The organism is Holophagales bacterium (assembly GCA_016719485.1).
Taxonomy (GTDB): domain Bacteria; phylum Acidobacteriota; class Thermoanaerobaculia; order UBA5066; family UBA5066; genus UBA5066.
This window is the reverse complement of record JADJZB010000033.1, coordinates 44,673-64,454: the sequence shown is the minus strand read 5'-3', so window position 1 is coordinate 64,454 and position 19,782 is coordinate 44,673. Positions and strand designations below refer to the sequence as shown.

Here is a 19,782-nt window from a genome sequence, read left to right as displayed (position 1 = left end):
CCCGCGACGACGTGGCCCTTGCCGCGACCGCCCCCGGTCGAAAGGAGTCCGATGGAGTCGACCCTCGCACCGCCTTTGATCTCCACGTCACCCGAAGCGAAGACGGCCTGCCCACCGGACGCGGGGGTGACGAGGAACGGGTCGTCCGCCACGATCGGCATGACGACCAGGAGACCGAGCGCCCCCGCGATGACGTGAGCGGCCCCGCGGCCCAGCTGTGCGGCGGTGGCCGTCACGGTGTCTTCCCCGAAGGCGAGATCTCGCCGCCAGTGGCCTGGGAACGAGAAGCACGCCATCCGGCCTCAGCGCGTCCCGGACGAAGATCGTTCCCGTCCTTCCCGACACCGGTGCCTCCGGCGGCCGCGTCCCCGACACGTCGAGAAGCGGAAGCGTGAGGAGTGGCGCCGAGAGGGCGAGGCGCCCGCCGGCGGCGAAAGCACCGGCGAAGGGAACCGCTTCGGCCGGCGACGGAGCACCTCCGCGTGCCGAGAGGAATCCCCACCGTGGGGCCTTCACGTCCGTATCGACGGGCCCGCTCACGGTCTCGTCCGCTGCGAGGAAGATCGAACCCCCGGCCCCGAGGCCCCGCCACGCCGGTCGGTCCACGTTTCCGTCCTCGCCGTTCGCTTCGACGACACCCGCGAGGACGATCCGCCTCGCCCTGAGCGAGACGACGCCGCCCCCAAACGTCCCGGCAGTGCCCCCGCGCGCCCCGGGAAGCACCGGATCGGACGCCGAACCGTAGGCAGCGCGCAGCGCGCCCTCCACGCCGGCGTCTCCACCGTGCGGGGCGCCCTCTCCTTCCCGGTCGGGAGGCGAGCCCGGGTCGAGCTCTGATGCCCGGCGAGCCCCCGTCGCCGACACGTCGACCCTCGAGCCGGCGTCGAGAACGAGGTCGCTCCTCGCCCGGATACGTAGCCCGTCGGGGGTAGCGCCGCCGGGCGAGGGCCGCAGCGTGGCGCCCGCACGCAGGTGCAGCTCGCCGACGAGAAGCTCGCCGTCGACCGACACGTCGCCTTCGACGTAGAGCGTGGTGTCGGCCAGTTCGTCCCTGCGACCTGCGAGAGACACCGGACCAAGGAGCCGGAGTCCCTCCCGGACGACGAGGACGCTTCGAGCTTCCGCGCTCTCGCCTGCGCGGTCCGTCGCCCGCGCAAGCAGCACGAGTTCTGTTCCTTCGGGAAGGCCGGGGATGGCGCACCCCTTCCGCGGTGGCCAGGCGTCTTCCGGCATCCGGAGAACGAGGCACGGCGCCTGTGCGTCGTCCCCGAGGAAGAGCTCGATCGTCTCGATCCCGTCTTCGTCCGAGGCGTCGACCCACGGCACGTATGTGGACAGGGGAGGTACCGCAGCGGGCGAGTGGGCCGGAGTCACGAAGGCGACGCGCGGCTTTCGCCCGTCGCCGCGCTGATCCGCCACGCCCGGAGAGGCTCCTGCCGGCGGCGCCACGGTGACGGTGACCGTGGCGTTCGCGTTCCGGCCCGAGGCGTCTTTCGCCACCGCGGTGATCGTGTGGCTCGCCGGCGCCGCCGCCTGCGGTGCGAAGAAGGAGACCCGGCAGGGCGAGGCGGCACACGCCTTCGTGATCCCGGCGAACGCCACCTCGATCGACCGGAGCCGGACGTCGTCGGTCGCGGTCACGTCCACGGCGACGGGTGCGCCGGCTCTGAACGTTTCGGCTTCCGCGGGGGCCACGATGGCGACGGTGGGAGACGCGGTGTCGGCCGTCGTGACGACAGGCTTCTCGAAGAGGGCGCGCCCGTCAGCGTCGGCGGCCGTCGCCTCGTTCCCGCCGGCCTCGACGAGGACGGAACGGAGGACGAGGCCGGCGAGGCCGGAAGGGACCTCGATGGCGAGTGTCTCGAGCTCGGCCAGTGGGGCGGAGCGCTGGGCGCACGCGACTGAAGCGAAGCCTTCCGCCGTTTGCGTCCCGATCTCGAGCCTCAGGGCCGCCGCACGAGCACGCCCTTCCGGCGTCAGACGGAACGCGAGGGACAGGAGGCTTCCTTCGGCAATCGGGCCTGCGGGGAGCGGATTCTCGAGGCGATGGAAGGCGACCGGGAGCGCGACGTCGAGCGAGGCCGTTCGCGCAGAGATGTTGCGGAGTTCCGCTGAAATGCGAGCCGGGGTGCCGAACGGCACGGCGGCCGAGGTGAGCGGCACGGACTTCTCCGCGCTCGTCCCCGCGAGCGCGTAGCTCAGTTGGCCGCCGGACGTCAGGCCACCCGTCACCTCGGCCGTCGCGGCCTCGAGGCCGACGTTGTCGGCATACGTCAGGCGCACCGAGGCGTCCTCTCCCGCGAGAAGGACCGCGGGATCCGGCGAAGTGAGGACGATCGTCGGCGTCCCACCGGCATCGGGCACCACCGTGACGACGAGGTCGACGGGCCCCGAGGAATTCCCTTCCGCGTCCGCCGCCATCACCTGAAGCGTCGACTCGGTCGGTGTAGAGACCGCCGGTGCAGGGAACGAGAACGAGAAGTCCTCTCCTGTCGATGTCCTCGTCGCGCCGCCGTACGTCGCCGTCACCGTGGGAAGGCCGCCGTCGTCCGAAGCCGTCCCGGTGACGACGAAGCTCGCCAGCGCCGTCACTCGGAACCCCGGGCCGGGCATCGTCACGGAGAGGATCGGAGCGAGGTTGGGCAGGAGGCGGACGCTCCGGGTCGCCGGTGTGACGTTTCCCGCGCCGTCGCGCGCCTCGAGCTCGAGGAGGAAGGGTGTCTCGGCCATGACGACGGGCGTCGGCACGAGGATCGAAAGAGCGCCGACAGCAGGCGGGCTCCACTCTCCGCTCCCGGCCCGCCAGCGCAGGGAAACACCCGTGGCGTCGTCCGTGGCCGAAGCGACGAGCAGGAGCGGCCGTCCGCCGATGAAGGCGCTGCCTGTTTCGGGCGCTGCGATCGAGATCGACGGGAACGTCACGTCGGGGTCGACGCCGAGCGGAATCGCGATGGATCGGGCCGCGTTCCCGGCCGCGTCGACGGCCGAAACCTCGAGGACCAGGGTCGCGGGCGCCGCGACGATCGGGACCGGAAGGCTCAGCGAGAAGGTGCCCGGACCGCTCGTGGTCCAGTTCGCCCCGCCGAAGCTCACCGTCACGGTGACAGGGCCGTTGTCCTCCTCGACGCTCCCGACGACGAGGATCGCGGTCCCCGAGAGATAGCGGGTCCCGTCCGTCGGGCTCGTCACCGTGAGGACCGGCGGCGCGTCGGGAGCGAGGGCAAGGACCGTGTCCGACGGGAGCGCGGCGTTGCCCGACCGATCGATCCCCTCGGCCCGGACGACGACGCTCGTCCCGCCCGCTGCCGAGATGAGCGGTAGCCGGCAGGAGAACGAGATGGCCCGTTCCGACGGGGCCGGAGGACTCTCGCCACAGGTCGTCGAGCCGGTCGCCGCGGCGATCGTGAGGCGCACGAGATCCACGTCGTCGTCGTCGAAGCGAAGCGTGAACTCCTGAATGCTGCCCTCCAGAGGGGTCGACGTTGTAGGGGTGTCGAGAGTCACGACGGGTGCGTGGTCGTCGCGCGTCAGGAACGGAATCCGGACGGTCGACGGCAGGCGGTTGCCCGCCGCGTCGGCGACGTCGTCAACGACGATCTCGTAGCCGGCCTCCTCCGCCAGCGGCGAATCCGGGTTGAGGGCGACGGTCCGCCCGTCAGCGCGCAGCGCGGGAGCGCAGGCGACCGGCCCCTGCGGCGCGTCGCGCCTCTCGAGCCGCACGCCGGAAGCGACCGTGGCCGCGTCGAGCGCCTTCGTGAAGACGACGACCGGGTTCACGTCGGTCGCGACCTGGATCTGGCCCGGCAGCGGCGAGGAGGTGAGAATCGTGGGCGCCGTCAGGTCGGCCGTCGTGAAGCGGACGACGACGTCTCCGCCGAGCGTCAGACCGGCGCGGTCGGGAAGGGAGCCGAGGACCCGGAACTGGTACGTCGTTGCGCCGGCGAGCGACGCCCCGTTCGCCAGGGCGACCCGAAGGAGCGTGTCGCCGGCGTCGAGGGTGACGGTCGCCGGCACGGCTCCGTACGGACCGCTCAGCTCGACGAAATCCTCTGGCCGCCGGCCGTGGAGGGCCGCGCCGAGCGGCTCGGAGAAGACGGCCTCGATCGCCGGCGTCAGCGCGACGTCGAAGGAGCCGTCGGAGGGCGTCCCGAGAACCACCCGGGGCCGTTCGCCGTCGAGAATAAGGTCCCCCGTGCCGACGACCGGAATCGAGGCGGTGAGCGGGAGGGCCACCTCCACTCGCGCGAGCAGGCCGGTCGTCGTCGCCGCACGGAGGACGAGATGACCGAACCCGACGTCGCGCAGCTCGAAGCGGCCGTCGGTACTCGAGACGGTCGAGGCCACGTCGATCCAGAAGCCGCGGAGATCCTGCTGCTGCAGGACGACGCTCGCATCGCCGGCCGGCCCGGCTCCTGCCGGGAGCAGCAGCCGCCCACGGACGACGCCGCGAGGCTCGACGACGACGGTCACGTCGCGCGTCTCGCCATCGGCGGAGAAGGGCGCGACGCCGGACGTCCCGCTCGCTCCCGTCGCCTCCTCCGTCGCGACGAGGCGCCCGGGCGCGCCTCCACCCACGCTGGAGAGAGTGACGTTCCCGGCGGAGTCGGTCCGGACCGGCATGCCGCAGGGGAACCGGTGCTCGTAGGGCTCACCGCACGAGAGAACGACGACTCCGGGCGCGGGCAGGAAGAGACCGTGGTGATCGGGGTCCGGTTTGACGACCCGCACGCGCAGCGTTCCAAACGGGGCATAGCGGACGTCCGCAACGACGGTCTGACCAGCTACGGCGCGCCCCCGCAACAGACCTCCGTGGAACGGCTCGACCCGCTCCGAAGCCTGGAGGAGCAACGGCGCCGTCGCGTCGACCTCGACGAAGTCGTATGCCACAGAGAGGCGCGTCTCGAGCGTCGCTCCCGCTTCGAGCCGAACCTCGGGCGCGAGGCTGCCGACGGGCAAGGGTTCGCCGGAGCTGGCGAGGACCTCACCGCGCACGCGTCCCGTCGCCGAGGCCGCGAGGTCGACCGTGAGCGTCTCGCCCTCTCCGGACAGCCGACCCGTGGCGCGGGCCGAGAGGCCCGAAAGCGGGACGCGGGCCCGAACGAGGATCGTCCCCTCGGGAACTCCCTCGGCACGGTATCGCCCGTCCTCCCCCGTCGAGATGCGAAGGTCGGGACTGCCGCTCCCGTCCTCGGAGTGGGAGGAGACGTCGACCTCCGCACCGGCGAGGGCTCTCGTCCCGTCGAACGTCCGGAGAACGCCCGTGACGCTTCCGATCCCGCGCAGCGTCACGTCGATCTCCTTCACCTCTCCCGCGAGGAGGACGAAGACCGGGGACGAGCCGCCGCGCAGAGTCCGCGGGTCCTCCGCCCGGATCCGGTAGACCGTCCCGTCTCCCCCGGGAAGGCCCTCGATGAGGAAGCGGCCTTCGGCGTCGGTCGTCGCTGCGCCGAGAATCCCCTTCCACGGTCCGGCGTCGACCAGGACGTTGACACCTCCGAGCCCCGTGCCGTCCGACGGCTGGCGGACGACGCCCTTCACCTCCGCCGTCTGCGCGAGCGTGACCATGGCGTCCACCCGGAAGCCTTCTCCGGCGCCGAGCACCGAGCCCCGACCCGCCACGAGGTCCTTTCGGGCCAGAACCACGATGGGGCCGGCCGAGACGCCCCGGAAGCGGGCTATCCCCTCCGCGTCCGCGACACCGTCGAGGGCGCGCCGCAGCCCTTCGGCTTCCTCGACCCGGACCTCGGCGCCGGCCACCGGAGAGATCGCCCCCGATGCGTTCTCGACGACACGGACGGTGACCTCTCCGACCGGAACGACGCGCAGCGTAGCGCGCGCCCGGGGCGAGGCGGCCGTGACGCTGACGAGCGCCTCGGCCCAGCGGTCGACACCACCGAGGGAGCCCGAGTAGACGACGCGGTTGTTCAGGCCGAGCGGGACGAGCGGAAAGAGGAACGCCCCGTCCGGTGCGGTCGTCGACTCGAGCGCTTCGCCGAACGGGGTCCCGAGCGGTTCCAGTGAGACGGGCGCTCCGGCAACCGGAGCGCCCGCCGCGTCGAAGAGAAATCCGTCGACGACGCCGAGGTTCCCGTCGAAGACGAGATCGATCGGCCCCCGCACCGCATCCCCCTTGACGTCGCCGAGGTCGACGACGCGCTCGCCGTAGAACGGGTTCTTCGCGACGAGAAGGATCCGCCCCCCGTGGACGAACGGGAAGCGGAAGGTGCCCGCGGACGGATCGGAATCGACCGAACCCGCGAATCCGGGACCGTCGGCGAAGACGCGCCCGTTCTCCGGGTCGTCGCCCGTGTCGGGATCCTCGGGAAGGCCGCCCGAGAAGTGCCCCGCTGCGACGTCCACCGTGCAGAAGACCGGGCTCTCCACCAGGTCCCCGTTCCGATCACGAGCCCGCGCAACGACGCGCCCCGTGACGTCGACGAATCCCCGGAGAGCAAGGGTCACCGTGGCCGACGCCCCCGGCCCGGGGAGAGTCGCCATCGTCGAGCCCGCGTTTCGCAACGCGACGCCACCTCTCGTCTCGGCCGCCGTGGCCTGTACCCGCCACGACCCTGGCGGCACGTTCGGGAGGTGGAAGCTTCCGTCGCCACCGCTCCGCGTGCCGGATACGAGCTTCAGCGGCGGACCCACGTCCCAGATCTCGACGAGAGCGTCCGCGCGCGGCTGGCCGGACTGGTCGACGACGGTGCCACGAACGCTCCCGAGGCTCGTGTCGGCGAAGAGCAGGTCGGCCGGGGACGTCGCGCCCTCGAGAACGGTCGCCGCGACCGAGGTGGCCCGGCCCGAGGACGGAAGCTGTGCCCAGACCGTCGTCGCCCCGACCGGCACGTCGCCGACACGGTACGAGCCGTCTGCGGCACTGGTCGTTCGGATGCCACCGCGTGAAACCCAGACCGGGGCACCGGCTACGGGAATGGTCACGCCCTCGAATGTCCTCCGGACGACCCCGCTCACCGCCCCGAACCGGGGAGTGACGACCTCGACGACGAGCGTCACGTCGTGGACGCCGTCCGGAAGAAGCGTGAGGGGCTGCACGAGAACCGGCGCGTGCGCGGATCCGTCGAGGACCTCGAGCTTCACCGCCCCCGCGGGAGCCGACTCGAACAGGAAGCTTCCGTCCTCCGGAGTCTTCCGGGCGCCGAAGTACTCGCCCGTTTCGCCATAGCCCGCAACCCAGGCGCCCGCGAAGGGTCCGCCGGCGCCGCGCAGGACCCGCCCCGAGAGGCGCGCCCTTGGGCGCGCCTCCAGCACGAGCGTCACCTCGTTCGAGGCCCCGGGCGCGTCGAGCCGCGCCGTGCCCCACGTCGTCTCTCTCGTACGCGGCTCTTCGGCCTGCAGCTGAAGGGTACCCACGGGCACCGACAGGAAGACGAAGGACCCGTCGGCCGCGCTGAACTGCGAGCTCAGATACGAATCGACTGCGGACCGGCAACGGACGATCGCCCCTGCGACGCGGGCTCCCGTCCCGTCGACGACGGTGCCGCGCACGGTCCCTCTCCCGAGCAGCGCGACGTCGACGTGCACGAGATCGCCGTTCTGCCGTATCGAGCCGGCCGCCCAGCCCCGCGCCCCTGAGGCCGGATCGTTCGCATCGAGGCGAAAGGGTCTTCCATCCTGCCGGCGCACGAAGTCGAATGCGAAGGAGCCACGGGCGTCGGTCCGCGTCGTCGCCGTCGTCGCCTCGAAGGTCCGCCCGGAAAGATCGTCCGTCGCCGACTCTGAGAGACGAACCGGTACGTCCGGCAGAGGTGTGCCGTCGGGGCCAAGGACGCGCCCCTCGAGCTCACCCCCCTCGACCGCGAGTCTGGCGGTGACCGCGAGCTCCCCGCTCCACCCCTCTCCCGTGCTCGATGGGACGAGGTCGCCGCGAGCCGTTCCCGGGCGGACGGGACTCACGACGCCGGCGGCGAGAAGCGAGACGAGGCGGGGGTCCGTCGACGTCGAGACCGCCTCGACCGCCCGTTCCAGAATGCCTCCTCCGCTCGTCGTCGTCGGGAGGCGCCAGAGTCGAGTGTCGGACGCTGCTCTCGCGTCGACGGCCCGGTTGAAGAGGAGCGTGACGACCTTCCCGAGCGGGTTCGCATCGACGTCCTGGACGGCCGCGACCGCCGCGAACGGCGAAGGGGGTGCCATCGAGGCGCTCGCGACTCTCGGCACGTCGATCGAGGAGCTGAGGACGACGAGAGGAGTTCCGACGACGATCCGCGCCGTCGTCAGCGAGCCTTCCCGCACCGGGATGCCGCCGAACCTCACGCGGGAGAGACCGCCCTGCCCATCCGGGAAGAGAACATCCAGCCCGACCAGGCCGGTTCGGCGGCCCTCGATCGCCACCTCGAGCCCCTGCTCCGGCAGGCGACCTATGAGCCCCGCTGCGCCGCCTCCAGGCGCCACCAGGGCCAAGAGCGCGGCGTACGGCACCTCCCGGAGGACGGTCGCCTCCTCGGGTCCGCCGGACGTTTCTGCGCCGGTTCGCACCTCCCGCAGCCGCAGGCGCGCCACAGGATCTGCCGGGCCGGCCGATTCGAGTAGGACGACCGCAGGCCCGGTCGGCTTCCGTCCCGGGAATTCCGGCTCCCCGTTCGCAGTTGCGGCATCGACCAGCAACTGGTCGAGAGCGGATCGTCCTCCCGTCCTGAGGAGTTCCTCGAGGCTGAGAGCCGCGGCCGCCTCCAGCTCACGTCCACGGGTGTTTCCGCGGCGGACGAGGTCGAACCCCGGGATCTCGTCCCGGGTACCGAGCCAGCTCAGGAGGACGTCCGCAACGGCCGAGGAAATGGGCTGGCCGATGCGCGCCCTCCGGGCGGCTGCGACGAGCTCGGTCGCGCGTGCGCGAACCGAGCCGTCGGAGAAGTCGGGCGGGGAGAGGCTCCCCGGGACCGTCGCATCGGCCGTCGCGAGGCCGTGCGCGATGCCGATCAGTCTCGTCGCCGCGTCCACGAAGGGCGCAGGCAGCGCGGCGACGAAAGAGGGAAAGAGAAACGTGTCGGGCGAGAGGGGCACGCCGTCGTTCGTCACGCCGGCCCGGAGGCGCAGCGAACCCGAGACCGCCCCGTCGGACGTGAAGGCCGACGCGACGACCCGGCCGGTGCGCGTCGCGCGTAGGCGGAACCGCGCGTCGGCCGCGTCTCCCGGCGGGATGTCGCCCAATGCGGCGAGTGGGTCAGTGCCGGGCGGAACGTCGAGGGGTACGGCCCCTGTCAGGCTTGCGGCATCGAGGGCGAGCGAAACCTGGTTCGCTCGCACCGTGGACGTGTTCGCCACGGTGACCCGCAGCTCGTACTCCTCGTCCCTGCGGACGACCTCGGGATGATGGAAGGTCAGGCCGAAGCTCGGGTCTCGAATCACGACGCTTCCCCGGGCCCGGCCCGACAGACGCCGGGCCGGCTGGCCCGCGAGACCGTCGAGCGTCGCACCGATCTCGCAGACGACCTCGTGCGTCCCGACTCGGAGCCCCTCGGCCACCAGCTCTGCCGAACCGGCCTGGAGGGCGGCGAGGACCACGAGGTCGTCCGTCGTGTCGAGGACGCCGTCGGGACCGGGGTGGCGGACGGGAATCGGCTGGCCGTCGGCCACGGCCGGCGTCGTCCCGGCCAGGCGGAGAGCGCTCGCGGGAAGGCGCACCGTCGTCGCGACGTCTCTCAGAACCAGCCCCGAGCCCTCCGGACTCCCGTTCTGGACCATCAGTACGACTGAGAGGAACTGGTTCAGGAAGCGGACGTTCCCGGGAAAGACCAGGAGACCGAAGACCGGGCGCGGCGCGACGGTCTCCTCGTCGAAGCCGTCCTCCTCGAACGGAGGAGGGGCGTCCTCCGCGTCGAAGAGCGGCACGGCGACGATCGTGGGCGGCTGAAACCGTTCGAGCGGCGGTCCTTCGACCACGATCTGCGGTGGGCCGATCGCCTGGTACTCCCTGCCGTTCCAGACGATGGCAGGCAGCTCTATACCGATCGTCTGTCCCTGAATCGCGAGCCCGAGGGCAAACGAAAAAGCCTTGAAGCTCCGGTCGTCTACCACGATGCCGCGGTCCGCCACCTCTGCGGGAGTCAGGACGCGGGACGAGATGCTCGACACGAGGACGTCCGTCACGACCACCGTCGCGACGGAGTGCGCGCCCGGAATCGACGTGCCCGCCCCGTCCGTCAGGCGGATCGCCTCCAGCCGGTATTCGCCCCTCACCTGGAGCGGCGGAAGGCGCAGGTCGGCGCCAGGGGCCGTCGTGAGGGTCAGCGGAGCCGGCAGTCCCGGCCCGGTGAGCTCGGCCGAAACACGCAGTCCCGCCCGCGCGAGACCGGAAGCATCACCGCCGAAGAGCGTCCGAAGCGCCGCCGGAACTCCGACCGGGACGGCCTGTGCAATCGGCTCCACGTCGAACGAAGCCCCCACCAGGCGGAGCTGACCAGAGCCGATAGTCGTCTCCGCAGGCGCCGGGCGCGCGACCGCAGGCAGAGAGAAGAGCGCAGCCGCCACGGCCGCCCGTCCCGCGATCCGGCGGCACGTGCTCTGCCGCCCGACCCTCAACGGCACTCCCCTTCCTCGACGAGCTCGATGCGCGCCGTCGAGGAGGCGACCTTGCCAGCGCCGCCCGTCACGGAAAGCCGCAGCGTGTAGCGTCCCGGCGAGAGGAGCGCGGTGGTGAAGGTCCCGAGCCTCCCGTTCGCGACCGGGAGGATGCCGCGGTCGACGATCGTCCAGGAAGGTGGGAAGTCTCCCTCGCCCGCTTCGAGAACGTAGGACTGAAAGCCCGCGCCTCCCGCGCTCCCCTCGATCGTCAGCTCGTCGCCGACCTTCGCTCCCACCAGTCCCGATGGCGCCGTGAGGACGGCCGAGGGGAGAGAACCGTCGAGCGCGATCCTTCCAACGAGCGGCGCTGCGGCACGACTCGTCGTTTCGTCGGCCGCCTCGAGACGCATGCGGTACTCCCCGTCCGCGAGAGCTGCCCCAGAGGCACCTGTTCCGTCCCACGTGACGGTCGCGACGTGGCCGGTTCCCGCGAATCGCCGGGCCTCCGCGCCATCGGGTCCGAAGAGACCGAGAACCCACCTGGCGACCGAAGGAAACGCGACGTCGAAACGGACGCTCGAGGTCGAAGGCGAAAAGGCCCTCGTGGAAACGTCCAGCGACGTCACGGCAAACGCGGGGGTCGGCGGCGCGCCCAGCCACGGGTCGGCCTCGACGCGACCCACGAGTCCCATCGGCCCGTCCGCACTTCCCCACCACTGCTGCCGGGCGTCTACGGTGCGGTCCTGCGTGTCTGAATTGCGTACGGGAGCCTGCTGGCCCGTCACCACTCCGTCGCGCAGCGAGAGGGCGCCCGCCGTGCTCCAGAGCCCGTCGCCGCCATTTCCCGCGAGCGTCACGAAGCGGAGCGACGTGCGCGATCCCTCGTTCACGATCCCCGCCCCGGAGTTCCCGTCTGAAGTCGTCCGCTCGATCCGCGCGGCGCTGCCCGAGGCAAGGTGGATCCCCGTTCCGTCTCCCCCGGTCGTTCCCGTCACCGTGCTGTCCGTGATCCGCGGCGCCGCGCCCACCTCCACGTGGATCCCGCGGTGATGCGTCGTCTTCACCGTCACGTTCTTCAGTACCGGCGCGCTTGCCACCACGCGGATGCCCGCCGTGTAGGCCCATCCACCGCCTTCCACGACGGCGTGCTCCAGCCGGCTCCCGCCCGCGCCGCTTCCGAGATGGATGCCCTGCCACGCGCCCGCTATCGGCGTCCCCGTCGTCGTGAAGAGAATCGGCCTTTCCGCCGTCCCGATCGCGTTCAGCGTTCCTGCCGCCCCGTCCCCCACGGAGATCAGCTGCCCGTCCCCCGCCCTCACCTCCACCCCGGGCTCGATCGTCAGCACCGGCGCAGATGCACCCTGCACGTAGACGGCGTTGTCGATCAGGTAGTACGGGTAGCCGAAGCTCTTCCACGTCTCGCTCGTTCCGAGGTATCCCCCGCCGTGCCTCACCCCGTCCTGCCCGTTGCCCGTCAACACCAGCCCCGTCAGCCCGCTCAGCTCCGCCCCGGGCTCCACCGTGATCGCTCCGTTCGCGCTGCCCTGGATCACCGTGTCCGAGATCTCCAGCCGCCCGTCGGCGCTCACGTGGATCCCCGTTCCGTCTCCCCCGGCCGTTCCCGTCACCGTGCTGCCCGTGATCCGCGGCGCTGCGCCCGCCTCCACGTGGATCCCGCGGTGATGCGTCGTCCTCACCGTCACGTTCTTCAGCACCGGAGCGCTTCCCACCACGCGGATGCCCGCCGTGTAGCCCCATCCACCGCCTTCCACGACGGCGTGCTCCAGCCGGCTCCCGCCTGCGCCGCTTCCGAGGTTCAGGCCCTGCCATGCGCCCGCCACCGGCGTCCCGGACGTCGTGAAGAGAATCGGCCTTTCCGCCGTCCCGATCGCATTCAGGGTCCCTGCCGCCCCCTCCCCGACGGAGATCACCTGTCCGTCCCCCGCCCTCACCTCCACCCCGGGCTCGATCGTCAGCACCGGTGCCGATGCACCTTGCACGTAGACGGCGTTGTCGATCAGGTAGTACGGGTAGCCGAAGCTCTTCCACGTCTCGCTCGTCCCGAGGTATCCCCCGCCGTGCCTCACCCCGTCCTGCCCGTTGCCCGTCAACACCAGCCCCGTCAGCCCGCTCAGCTCCGCCCCGGGTTCCACCGTGATCGCTCCGTTCGCGCTGCCCTGGATCACCGTGTCCGAGATCTCCAGCCGCCCGTCAGCGCTCACGTGGATCCCCGTTCCGTCTCCCCCGGTCGTTCCCGTCACCGTGCTGTCCGTGATCCGCGGCGCTGCGCCCACCTCCGCGTGGATCCCACGGTGATGCGTCGTCCTCACCGTCACGTTCTTCAGTGCCGGCGCGCTGCCCACCACGAGGATGCCCGCCGTGTAGGCCCATCCACCGCCCTCCACGACGGCGTGCTCCAGCCGGCTCTCGCCCGCGCCGTTTCCGAGATGGATGCCCTGCCACGCGCCCGCCACCGGCGTCCCCGTCGTCGTGAAGAGAATCGGCCTTTCCGCCGTCCCGATCGCGTTCAGCGTTCCTGCCGCCCCGTCCCCCACGGAGATCAGCTGTCCGTCCCCCGCCCTCACCTCCACCCCGGCTTCGATCGTCAGCACCGGCGCCGACGCGCCTCGCACGTAGACGGCGCCGTCGAGGACGTAAGGGCTGCCCGCGAGCGTCCAGACCGTGGACTCCGGGATCTCTCCGCTCACCCGCGTCTCCGCTCCCGCGGGCAGGGCCAGGGCGAGCCCCAGAAGAATCACCACGATCGACCCTCGACCCTCAGGCCTCCGGGCGACCCGGGACCGCGTGACGCCCTCGGAACTCCGTCCCGATCGCACGCACGCCAAGGACCGCAGCCGTCCGAGCCCCCACACAGCCGCCCAACCTATGCGACGGGCATCGCCCGCCACAATGAACAAAACGCGACACGGCTGCGGCCGCGCCGCAGTCTCAGCGGTTTGCCGCGGCCCGCCTTCTCAGCACGTCGCGCAGCGCGGTCGGCGTGAGCCCGAAGCACGAGCGAACGAACCTTCCGAGCGCCTGGGGACCCGACAGGCCGATGGCTCTGGCGACCGTCCCGACGGGCACGCCGCTCTCGAGGAGGACCGAGACGAGATCGGCCCTGCACTCCTGGCGAACGCGGGAGAGGCTTCTTCCGCCCTCGCGAAAATGCCGGAGGAGCGTGCGGACGGAGATGTTCCTGCGGACGGCGACGGCCTTGGGACCCTCCACCACGAAGAGGACTTTCGTGTCGTCGCCGAACCGGGGAGTGAGTCCCGCGAAGGGGTCGGTCGGTATGAGGGAGCGAATCTCGCAGGCGGGTCGAGGCGGCTCTTTCCCCGAATCGACGCCACGGCCGAGCCTCCTCCCGCTAGCCACCATCCCCGCACCCCTCACTTCAGCTGATGACCTGCGGATTCTGAACCTGCCGGGAGGCCAATGGGAAGAGCCTTGATTGGAATTCGCACAAAACCGACCGGCCGTTCGGTCCCGGCGGATTCGCCCGGCCGACGGGCCGACGCCGGTCGTTCATCGGTTCTTGCCCCGGAGACGGATCGGGCGAAAAAAAACGGCCCGGGCGATGGCCTGGGCCGAAGTGAGGGGTGAGCCCGACGATTTCGGGCTTGGGGGTCGGTTGTCAGGCCGGCTCAGGGCGCCGGCTGGCCCGCGACGAAGGTCGCATCCTCGGACTTGTTGTCGATGACCGTGGCGTAGGCCCCGACGTGGCCGGTGCCTCGGGGCGAGTCGATGACGACGGTCGCCCGGGACGAGTCGTCCGTGCTCAGGCCCGCGAAGAGGTCCGCGCTGCTCAGCTGCACGAAAGGATTCGTGGGATCGAGGCCGACGAACGCAATCTTCTTCGACTCCCGGCCGAACGCGTCGAGCACGCGGACGTCCACCTGGGCGCCTCCCGTCGAGCCGGGTGTGAGGAAGAGCGCGACGTTCGTGCGGTAGCGGGCGTTCGCCTCGAGGCCGGAGAGTACGAGCCTGCGGCGGGAGGCCTGCTCGCTCATGCCGTCTTCGAAGACGAAGGCATCCACCTGGAGCCCGACCGAGCCCGTGCCCGACGGCGTGTAGGTCTTCCCGGTGACGACGATCGGTTCCGTCGGCGCCGGGTCGTCGGATGCCGGCGCGAAGTCGAGGTAGGACGACGCGTAGCCGTCCTGGTCGCCTTCCGCCAGGCCCAGCCAGTACTTCACGAAGTCGACCGCGACCGCGAGCTGATACGGCGCGAGGGAGAAGACGTCGGAGACCTCGATGCGGCGCGTCGTGCCGAGCTTCACGTAGGAGTACGTGACGCGGATCTTCCGCGCGACGGCGCTGGGGTTCAGGAGGGCCACGTCGCTCACCCAGAAGGCGCCGTTCTTGCCCTTCACCCGGACGATGCCCGGAAGACGGTAGCTGGCGGCGGGACGGAGTGTGGGCGTGACGACGATCGAGTCGCCGGTGCCCTGGTCGATCACGGTGGCGTAGGGATAGACGCCCGTTCCACGCTTCAGTTTGATTTCGGCCGAGAAGTGCGGGGCCGGGCTGCTCCAGCCGGCGCCGCCGATCGGTTCCGTCCCGACCGCAGGGGCCGTCGAAAGGGCCGCGTTGAGCTGCTTCACCCCGCGCGGCTCGACCGTCACGCGCGCGGGTGCCCCGAGGACGTTCCCTCCCGCGTCGCGGAAGATGACCTCGACCTCGGCCGTCTCTTCTTTCAGGTTGGCCACGGTCAGGTTCGTCCGGTACGCCTCGTCGTGCCGAAGGTCGGCGAGGAAGGTCGACGCCGCCGCCGACTGGGGCTTCACGCCGGAGGACACCGACATGGCCGGGACCGACAGGCCGTACGTTCCGGTCTCCTCGGCGGTTGCCGCGTTGTACGTGCGGCTCACGACCACGGGAGAGACGGGAACGTTGTCGCCTCGGACGAGGACGACGCCCCACGCGCCCTTCGCGAGGCCGAAGAAGCCGGCGAGGATGTTCGAGAAGGCGCGCGTTTCGCCCGGACCGACTCCGAGCGTCCGCCAGTCGGCGTTCGTGACGCCATCCCACCCGGCGCCCGCGACGAACGCCAGCGAGACCGTAGCCGCCTGCGTTCCGGGGTTGTAGATCGACAGGTCCGACTGCCAACGCGCGCCGTTCCCGCCGTCGGCGTAGGCCATGCCCGCTGCCACCCACAGGAGCGGGTCGGGCGGTGCGAGCACGGTGAACGAGAACGGCGACGGTGTGGTGGCCGTGCCGGGGACTCCGCTGCGCGCCACGGTGAGCTTCACGGTGAACGTCCCGCCGCGCGTGAAGGTGTACTCCTTCGGCGAGCCGGTGGCGAGAGCCGAGCCGTCGCCGAAGTCCCAGGTGTACGACGTCGCCTGATCGGCGCCCGTGAAGACGATCGCCTGGTTGGGCTGCACGGCCGATCGGCTCACCGTCGATCCGTCCGCGTACCGGTACGTGTAGTTCCCGGTCAGCGGCGCACCCGTGGATCCGTTGACCTTGATGCTCTTCTGCGTCATCAGACCGTTGTTGTGGAGAGTCACGGTGTAGGTCGTGTGGGTGAGCGGGGTGTAGATCTTGACCGGCGCGGCGTCGTTCGAGATCTGGCCGTCGCCGAAGTCCCAGCTGACCGGCCCCACCGTCCCGTTCGCCGTGAACCTCAGGCTCTGGCCGGCGTTGGCCTCCCAGACTCCCGTCGGGGCCGCGAGGGCCGTACCCGTTCCGGCGTCGGCTACGGTGAAGCTCGGTCCGGTCGGGGCCGACACGTAGACGAGGTAGCTCTTGGAACAGCCGCCGGAAGACATCGCCACCGTGTACGAGGCATTCTGGGTCACGTTGTACGTATAGGTGGCGGGGTTGCCGGAGCCCGTCTCGCCATTGCCGAAGTTCCAGCTGACGGTCGACGTCACTCCGGACGCCACGAAGGTCAGGGGCTGGCCGCTCGCCGCGTCGTAGCTCTGCGTCACCGGGTCGTACGAGACCTTCGCGCCCTGCGCGTTGTTGATGACGAACCCGCACGATCCGACGTCGCTGCCGCCCGAAACCGTCAGCGAGCTCACGCGCGTGCTGCTCGACAGCCCGGCGCTGTCGTTGGCCGTGCAGGAGAACGTCTTCGTCCCCGCGGTGCTGTAGGAGTAGGTGGTGGTCGACGAGGAGGTCGACCTGGTCACCCCGCTCGCGAGAACCCAGTCGTAGGAGGTGATCGGCGCGCCTCCCTGGGTGGCGTTACAGGAGAAAGTGACCGATTGCCCGACGCTCGGAGAATAGTTGGAGGCCGTCACCGAGGACACGGTCGGCGCGCCGCCACCACCACCTCCACCGCCTCCGCCTCCGCCGGTCGCCGCGCTGACGCCCGCGCTCGCGATGACGTCGAGGCCGTAGCCTCTCAGGACGATCTCGTACTCCCCCGCGGTGGAGATGGAGAAGCTCGCCCCCTGCCCTCCCGAAATCGTGGTTTCCGAGAGCGTGCCCGCCGGCCTGTATCTCCAGGCCAGGCCTGGAGGGGGGTTCGTGTCACGAACGCCGTTCAGCTCGGCGTAGAGCCTCGCCGTCTGGCCGGTCGTCAGCTCCCAGTAGATGCCGATCGACTTCGGAATGTCGGACGTGTCGCTGGAGTTGCGCAGGCGAATGGAAGGTACGGCCTGGAGGACCGTGAGCGGCGACCAGCCGGACGCCGGCCACTGGGCCACCGTCGGAGCGCTGCAGTCCCCCGCGGTCGTGTAGGTGTAACGGACCCGAAGGCCCCAGGTGCCGACAGCCGGCGTGGGGACCGTGATCGAGCCCGTGCCGGACGCCGGGAACGGATTCGGGGCCGTCAGGCCCGTCGTGACGTAGGCCCCTTCCGGGCAGCTCCCCCCGTTCAGGACGCAGAAGTTGTAGGAAAAGCCGTTCGTCGTTGCGGGGCACGCGGTGACCGAGACACCCTTCTTGGAGGTGCTCGGCACCGTGGTCGTGCTCGTCCCGACGAGGACCTGCGCCGGTGCGGTGAGCGACAGGACGACGTCGGTGACCGAGACGACCTTCGCCGCGTCCCCTGAGCAGGTGACCTGGTCTGCCTGGAGGCCGGGACACGGGGCCGTCCGGAAGCCGCCGCGGTAGGGCACGGTGACCCAGTAGCGGTAGTTGCCGGGCTGCACGAGCGCAGGGCTCGGCGTGCAGGTGGTCCCGGTGCAGGCCTGGAGCGTGAGGACGTCGTCCCCCGCCTGCCCTACGGGAGTCTGCGAGATGTACCAGTTCAGGCCGGACGTCAGCGGGCTGCCTTCGGAGAGGTCCTCGAGCGCCCCGCCCGAGAGAATCGAGGTGTTCTTCAGAAACTGGCGCGGCACCTTCCAGGCGATCCGGTGCTTCGCCAGCGAGGAGGAGCCCTCGTTCAGCGCGTTCTGGGCTTCGAAGCCGATCGTGAGCTGCTTGTCGGCGGGCGCGGCGGCCGAAAAGTCCGGCGTTCCCGCCGGAACCGTCCAGTCCCCGTTCGTCGTGACCGATTCCCAGCAGCCCGCGCCGCTCGACGGCTCGGGCGCCGGGCCGCTCTGAGGGACCTGTGCCGGGTCGCACGGGCCGATCAGGGTGACCTGGGCCGGAAACGCCGCACCCGCGGTGAGGACGGAGTCGGGCTGCTTCAGCCGGTAGGTGGTCGCGCTCGAGTCGAGCGCGTTGCCGTCGTGGAAGTCGTAGTCGAGCCGCCAGGAGAGGAGCGGCTGGATGGCGTCGGTCGGCGAGAAGGCCGGCTTGATCCGAAGCTGGTCGCCGATGAAGACCGAGCCCCCGTCGGCAACGGGTGTGGCGGCGCCTCCCGAGTAGGGAACGGCCTCGACGCTCAGTGCCGCGCTCGCCGGGGTGGGTGCCGTGGAACAGTCCAGGGAGGCGACGTAGCTCCCGATGGAGTCGAGGATGTAGAGGAAGACGTTCCCGCCGGACACCCTCAGCCCCTTGAGCGAGAGCGCTTGGGTCGGCTCCGGGAACGCCGGTGCCGCCTCCGCCAGGTTCCTCGCAAAGTCGGAGGAGGAATGGACCTCCGGCTGGAGCCCGCCGCTGTCCTTGCCTTCGAGGAAGAACGCGACGACGTCGGAGTCGAACGGAAGCAGGACGATCTGCTTCTGCGACCTTCTCGCGCCGGCCGGCGGCAGGTAGGACCCGACGAGCGTGAGATTTCCCGTCGAGCGGTCGACCCGGTTCAACGTGACGCCGGTGGAGGCATAGATGCCCCCTCCCAGCGACGTCGAGGCTTCCGCCAGGAGGTACAGGTCGCCGCTCTGGGGATGACTCGCGGCCGCGACTGCGGTGATGGAGCCGGCGCCCGAGAGCCCGAGCTGGGACATCGCGTAGCCCCGGCCCGAGAAGCTCGCCGTGAGGCCCGCGCCCGGGAGACCGGGATTCGAGACGTCGACGATGGCCAGGCCGTCGCTGTTCCAGGAGACCACGTGGTAGGCGCCCGCAGCCTCCAGCGCCGTAATACCCGAGGGAGAGGAGATCCCCGCGTTGGCGATCAGCGCCGAGGGGATTCCGTTCTTCTGCGCCGGGCCGGCTATGGTCTGGTAGTCCGTAATGTCCGAGGCGAAGATCCCCTGGCTGCTGGTGGCAAACGCGAGCTGCCGGTTCCCGACCTTCAGGGCGGCGAGGGCCCTGACCCCGTCACCCGCCGGGAGGAAGTCCCCGACCGGGTAATACGACGATCCGCTCGCGTTCATCACGATCGTCCCGTGGTTCGAGACATCCGTCCAGGACCCGTAGGCGCGCGTGCCGTCCGGCGAGATGGCGACGGGACCGATGCGCTCCTGGCCGTCACCGCTCTTCGGGTACTTGTCCGTCCCGAGCAGGTCCTCGATGGAGATCCTGGCGGGGGCGCCGGGATTCGCCAGGCTGTAGACGAGGAAGCCGTAGTTGTAGCGAATGGTCAGGCGCTGCGCGCCCGGGGACCCGCCCATGCTCAACGCGTCCTTCCGTGACTGGAAGCGGAGGTAGGACGGCAGGCCGGATGACGGCGGATCGAATTTCGAAGGCGCCGAGAGGACCTGGCACTGGGCGTCGGCCCTCGAACTCGGCCCCGCGAAGGGCACGAGCATGGAGAGGACGAGCCCTGCGTTCCGAGCAGCGCGACTCCGCGAAGCGAACAAAATCATGGAACCCCCTTTGAATGGCACCCCACAAGCGAATACCCCGTGGCGAGCCAGGCGCGCCCAGGGCGAAAAGACCGAACCTCGAGAATCATACCTTATCCAGAGATCCCTACGAGAGGCGAACCGGCGGGGCGGCGAGTCGCGGCCGCCGGGAAGTGTCGGAGGGGGCCGAAATCCC

General features: G+C 70.7%; 4 protein-coding genes. All 4 read right to left on the bottom strand.

The features are described 5' to 3' along the window. Positions 1 to 87: 87 nt before the first annotated feature. Positions 88 to 10,542: a carboxypeptidase regulatory-like domain-containing protein gene (locus tag IPN03_24290; GenBank protein ID MBK9376748.1), complete on the bottom strand. Its 10,455-nt coding sequence runs from the start codon at positions 10,540 to 10,542 to the stop codon at positions 88 to 90. Next, the gene (locus tag IPN03_24285; GenBank protein MBK9376747.1) at positions 10,533 to 13,280 is read right to left on the bottom strand and encodes a right-handed parallel beta-helix repeat-containing protein; all 2,748 of its coding nucleotides are present in this window, start codon (positions 13,278 to 13,280) and stop codon (positions 10,533 to 10,535) included. Before IPN03_24285 ends, IPN03_24290 begins: the two co-directional genes overlap by 10 nt. Positions 13,281 to 13,467: 187 nt before the next feature. Continuing rightward, positions 13,468 to 13,896 carry a helix-turn-helix transcriptional regulator gene (locus tag IPN03_24280; GenBank protein MBK9376746.1) on the bottom strand — a complete coding sequence of 143 codons (429 nt, stop codon included), beginning with the start codon at positions 13,894 to 13,896 and terminating at the stop codon, positions 13,468 to 13,470. Positions 13,897 to 14,165: 269 nt separating this feature from the next. Next, positions 14,166 to 19,412, bottom strand: a complete 5,247-nt coding sequence (locus IPN03_24275) for a PKD domain-containing protein (GenBank protein MBK9376745.1) — start codon at positions 19,410 to 19,412, stop codon at positions 14,166 to 14,168. Positions 19,413 to 19,782: the final 370 nt, after the last annotated feature.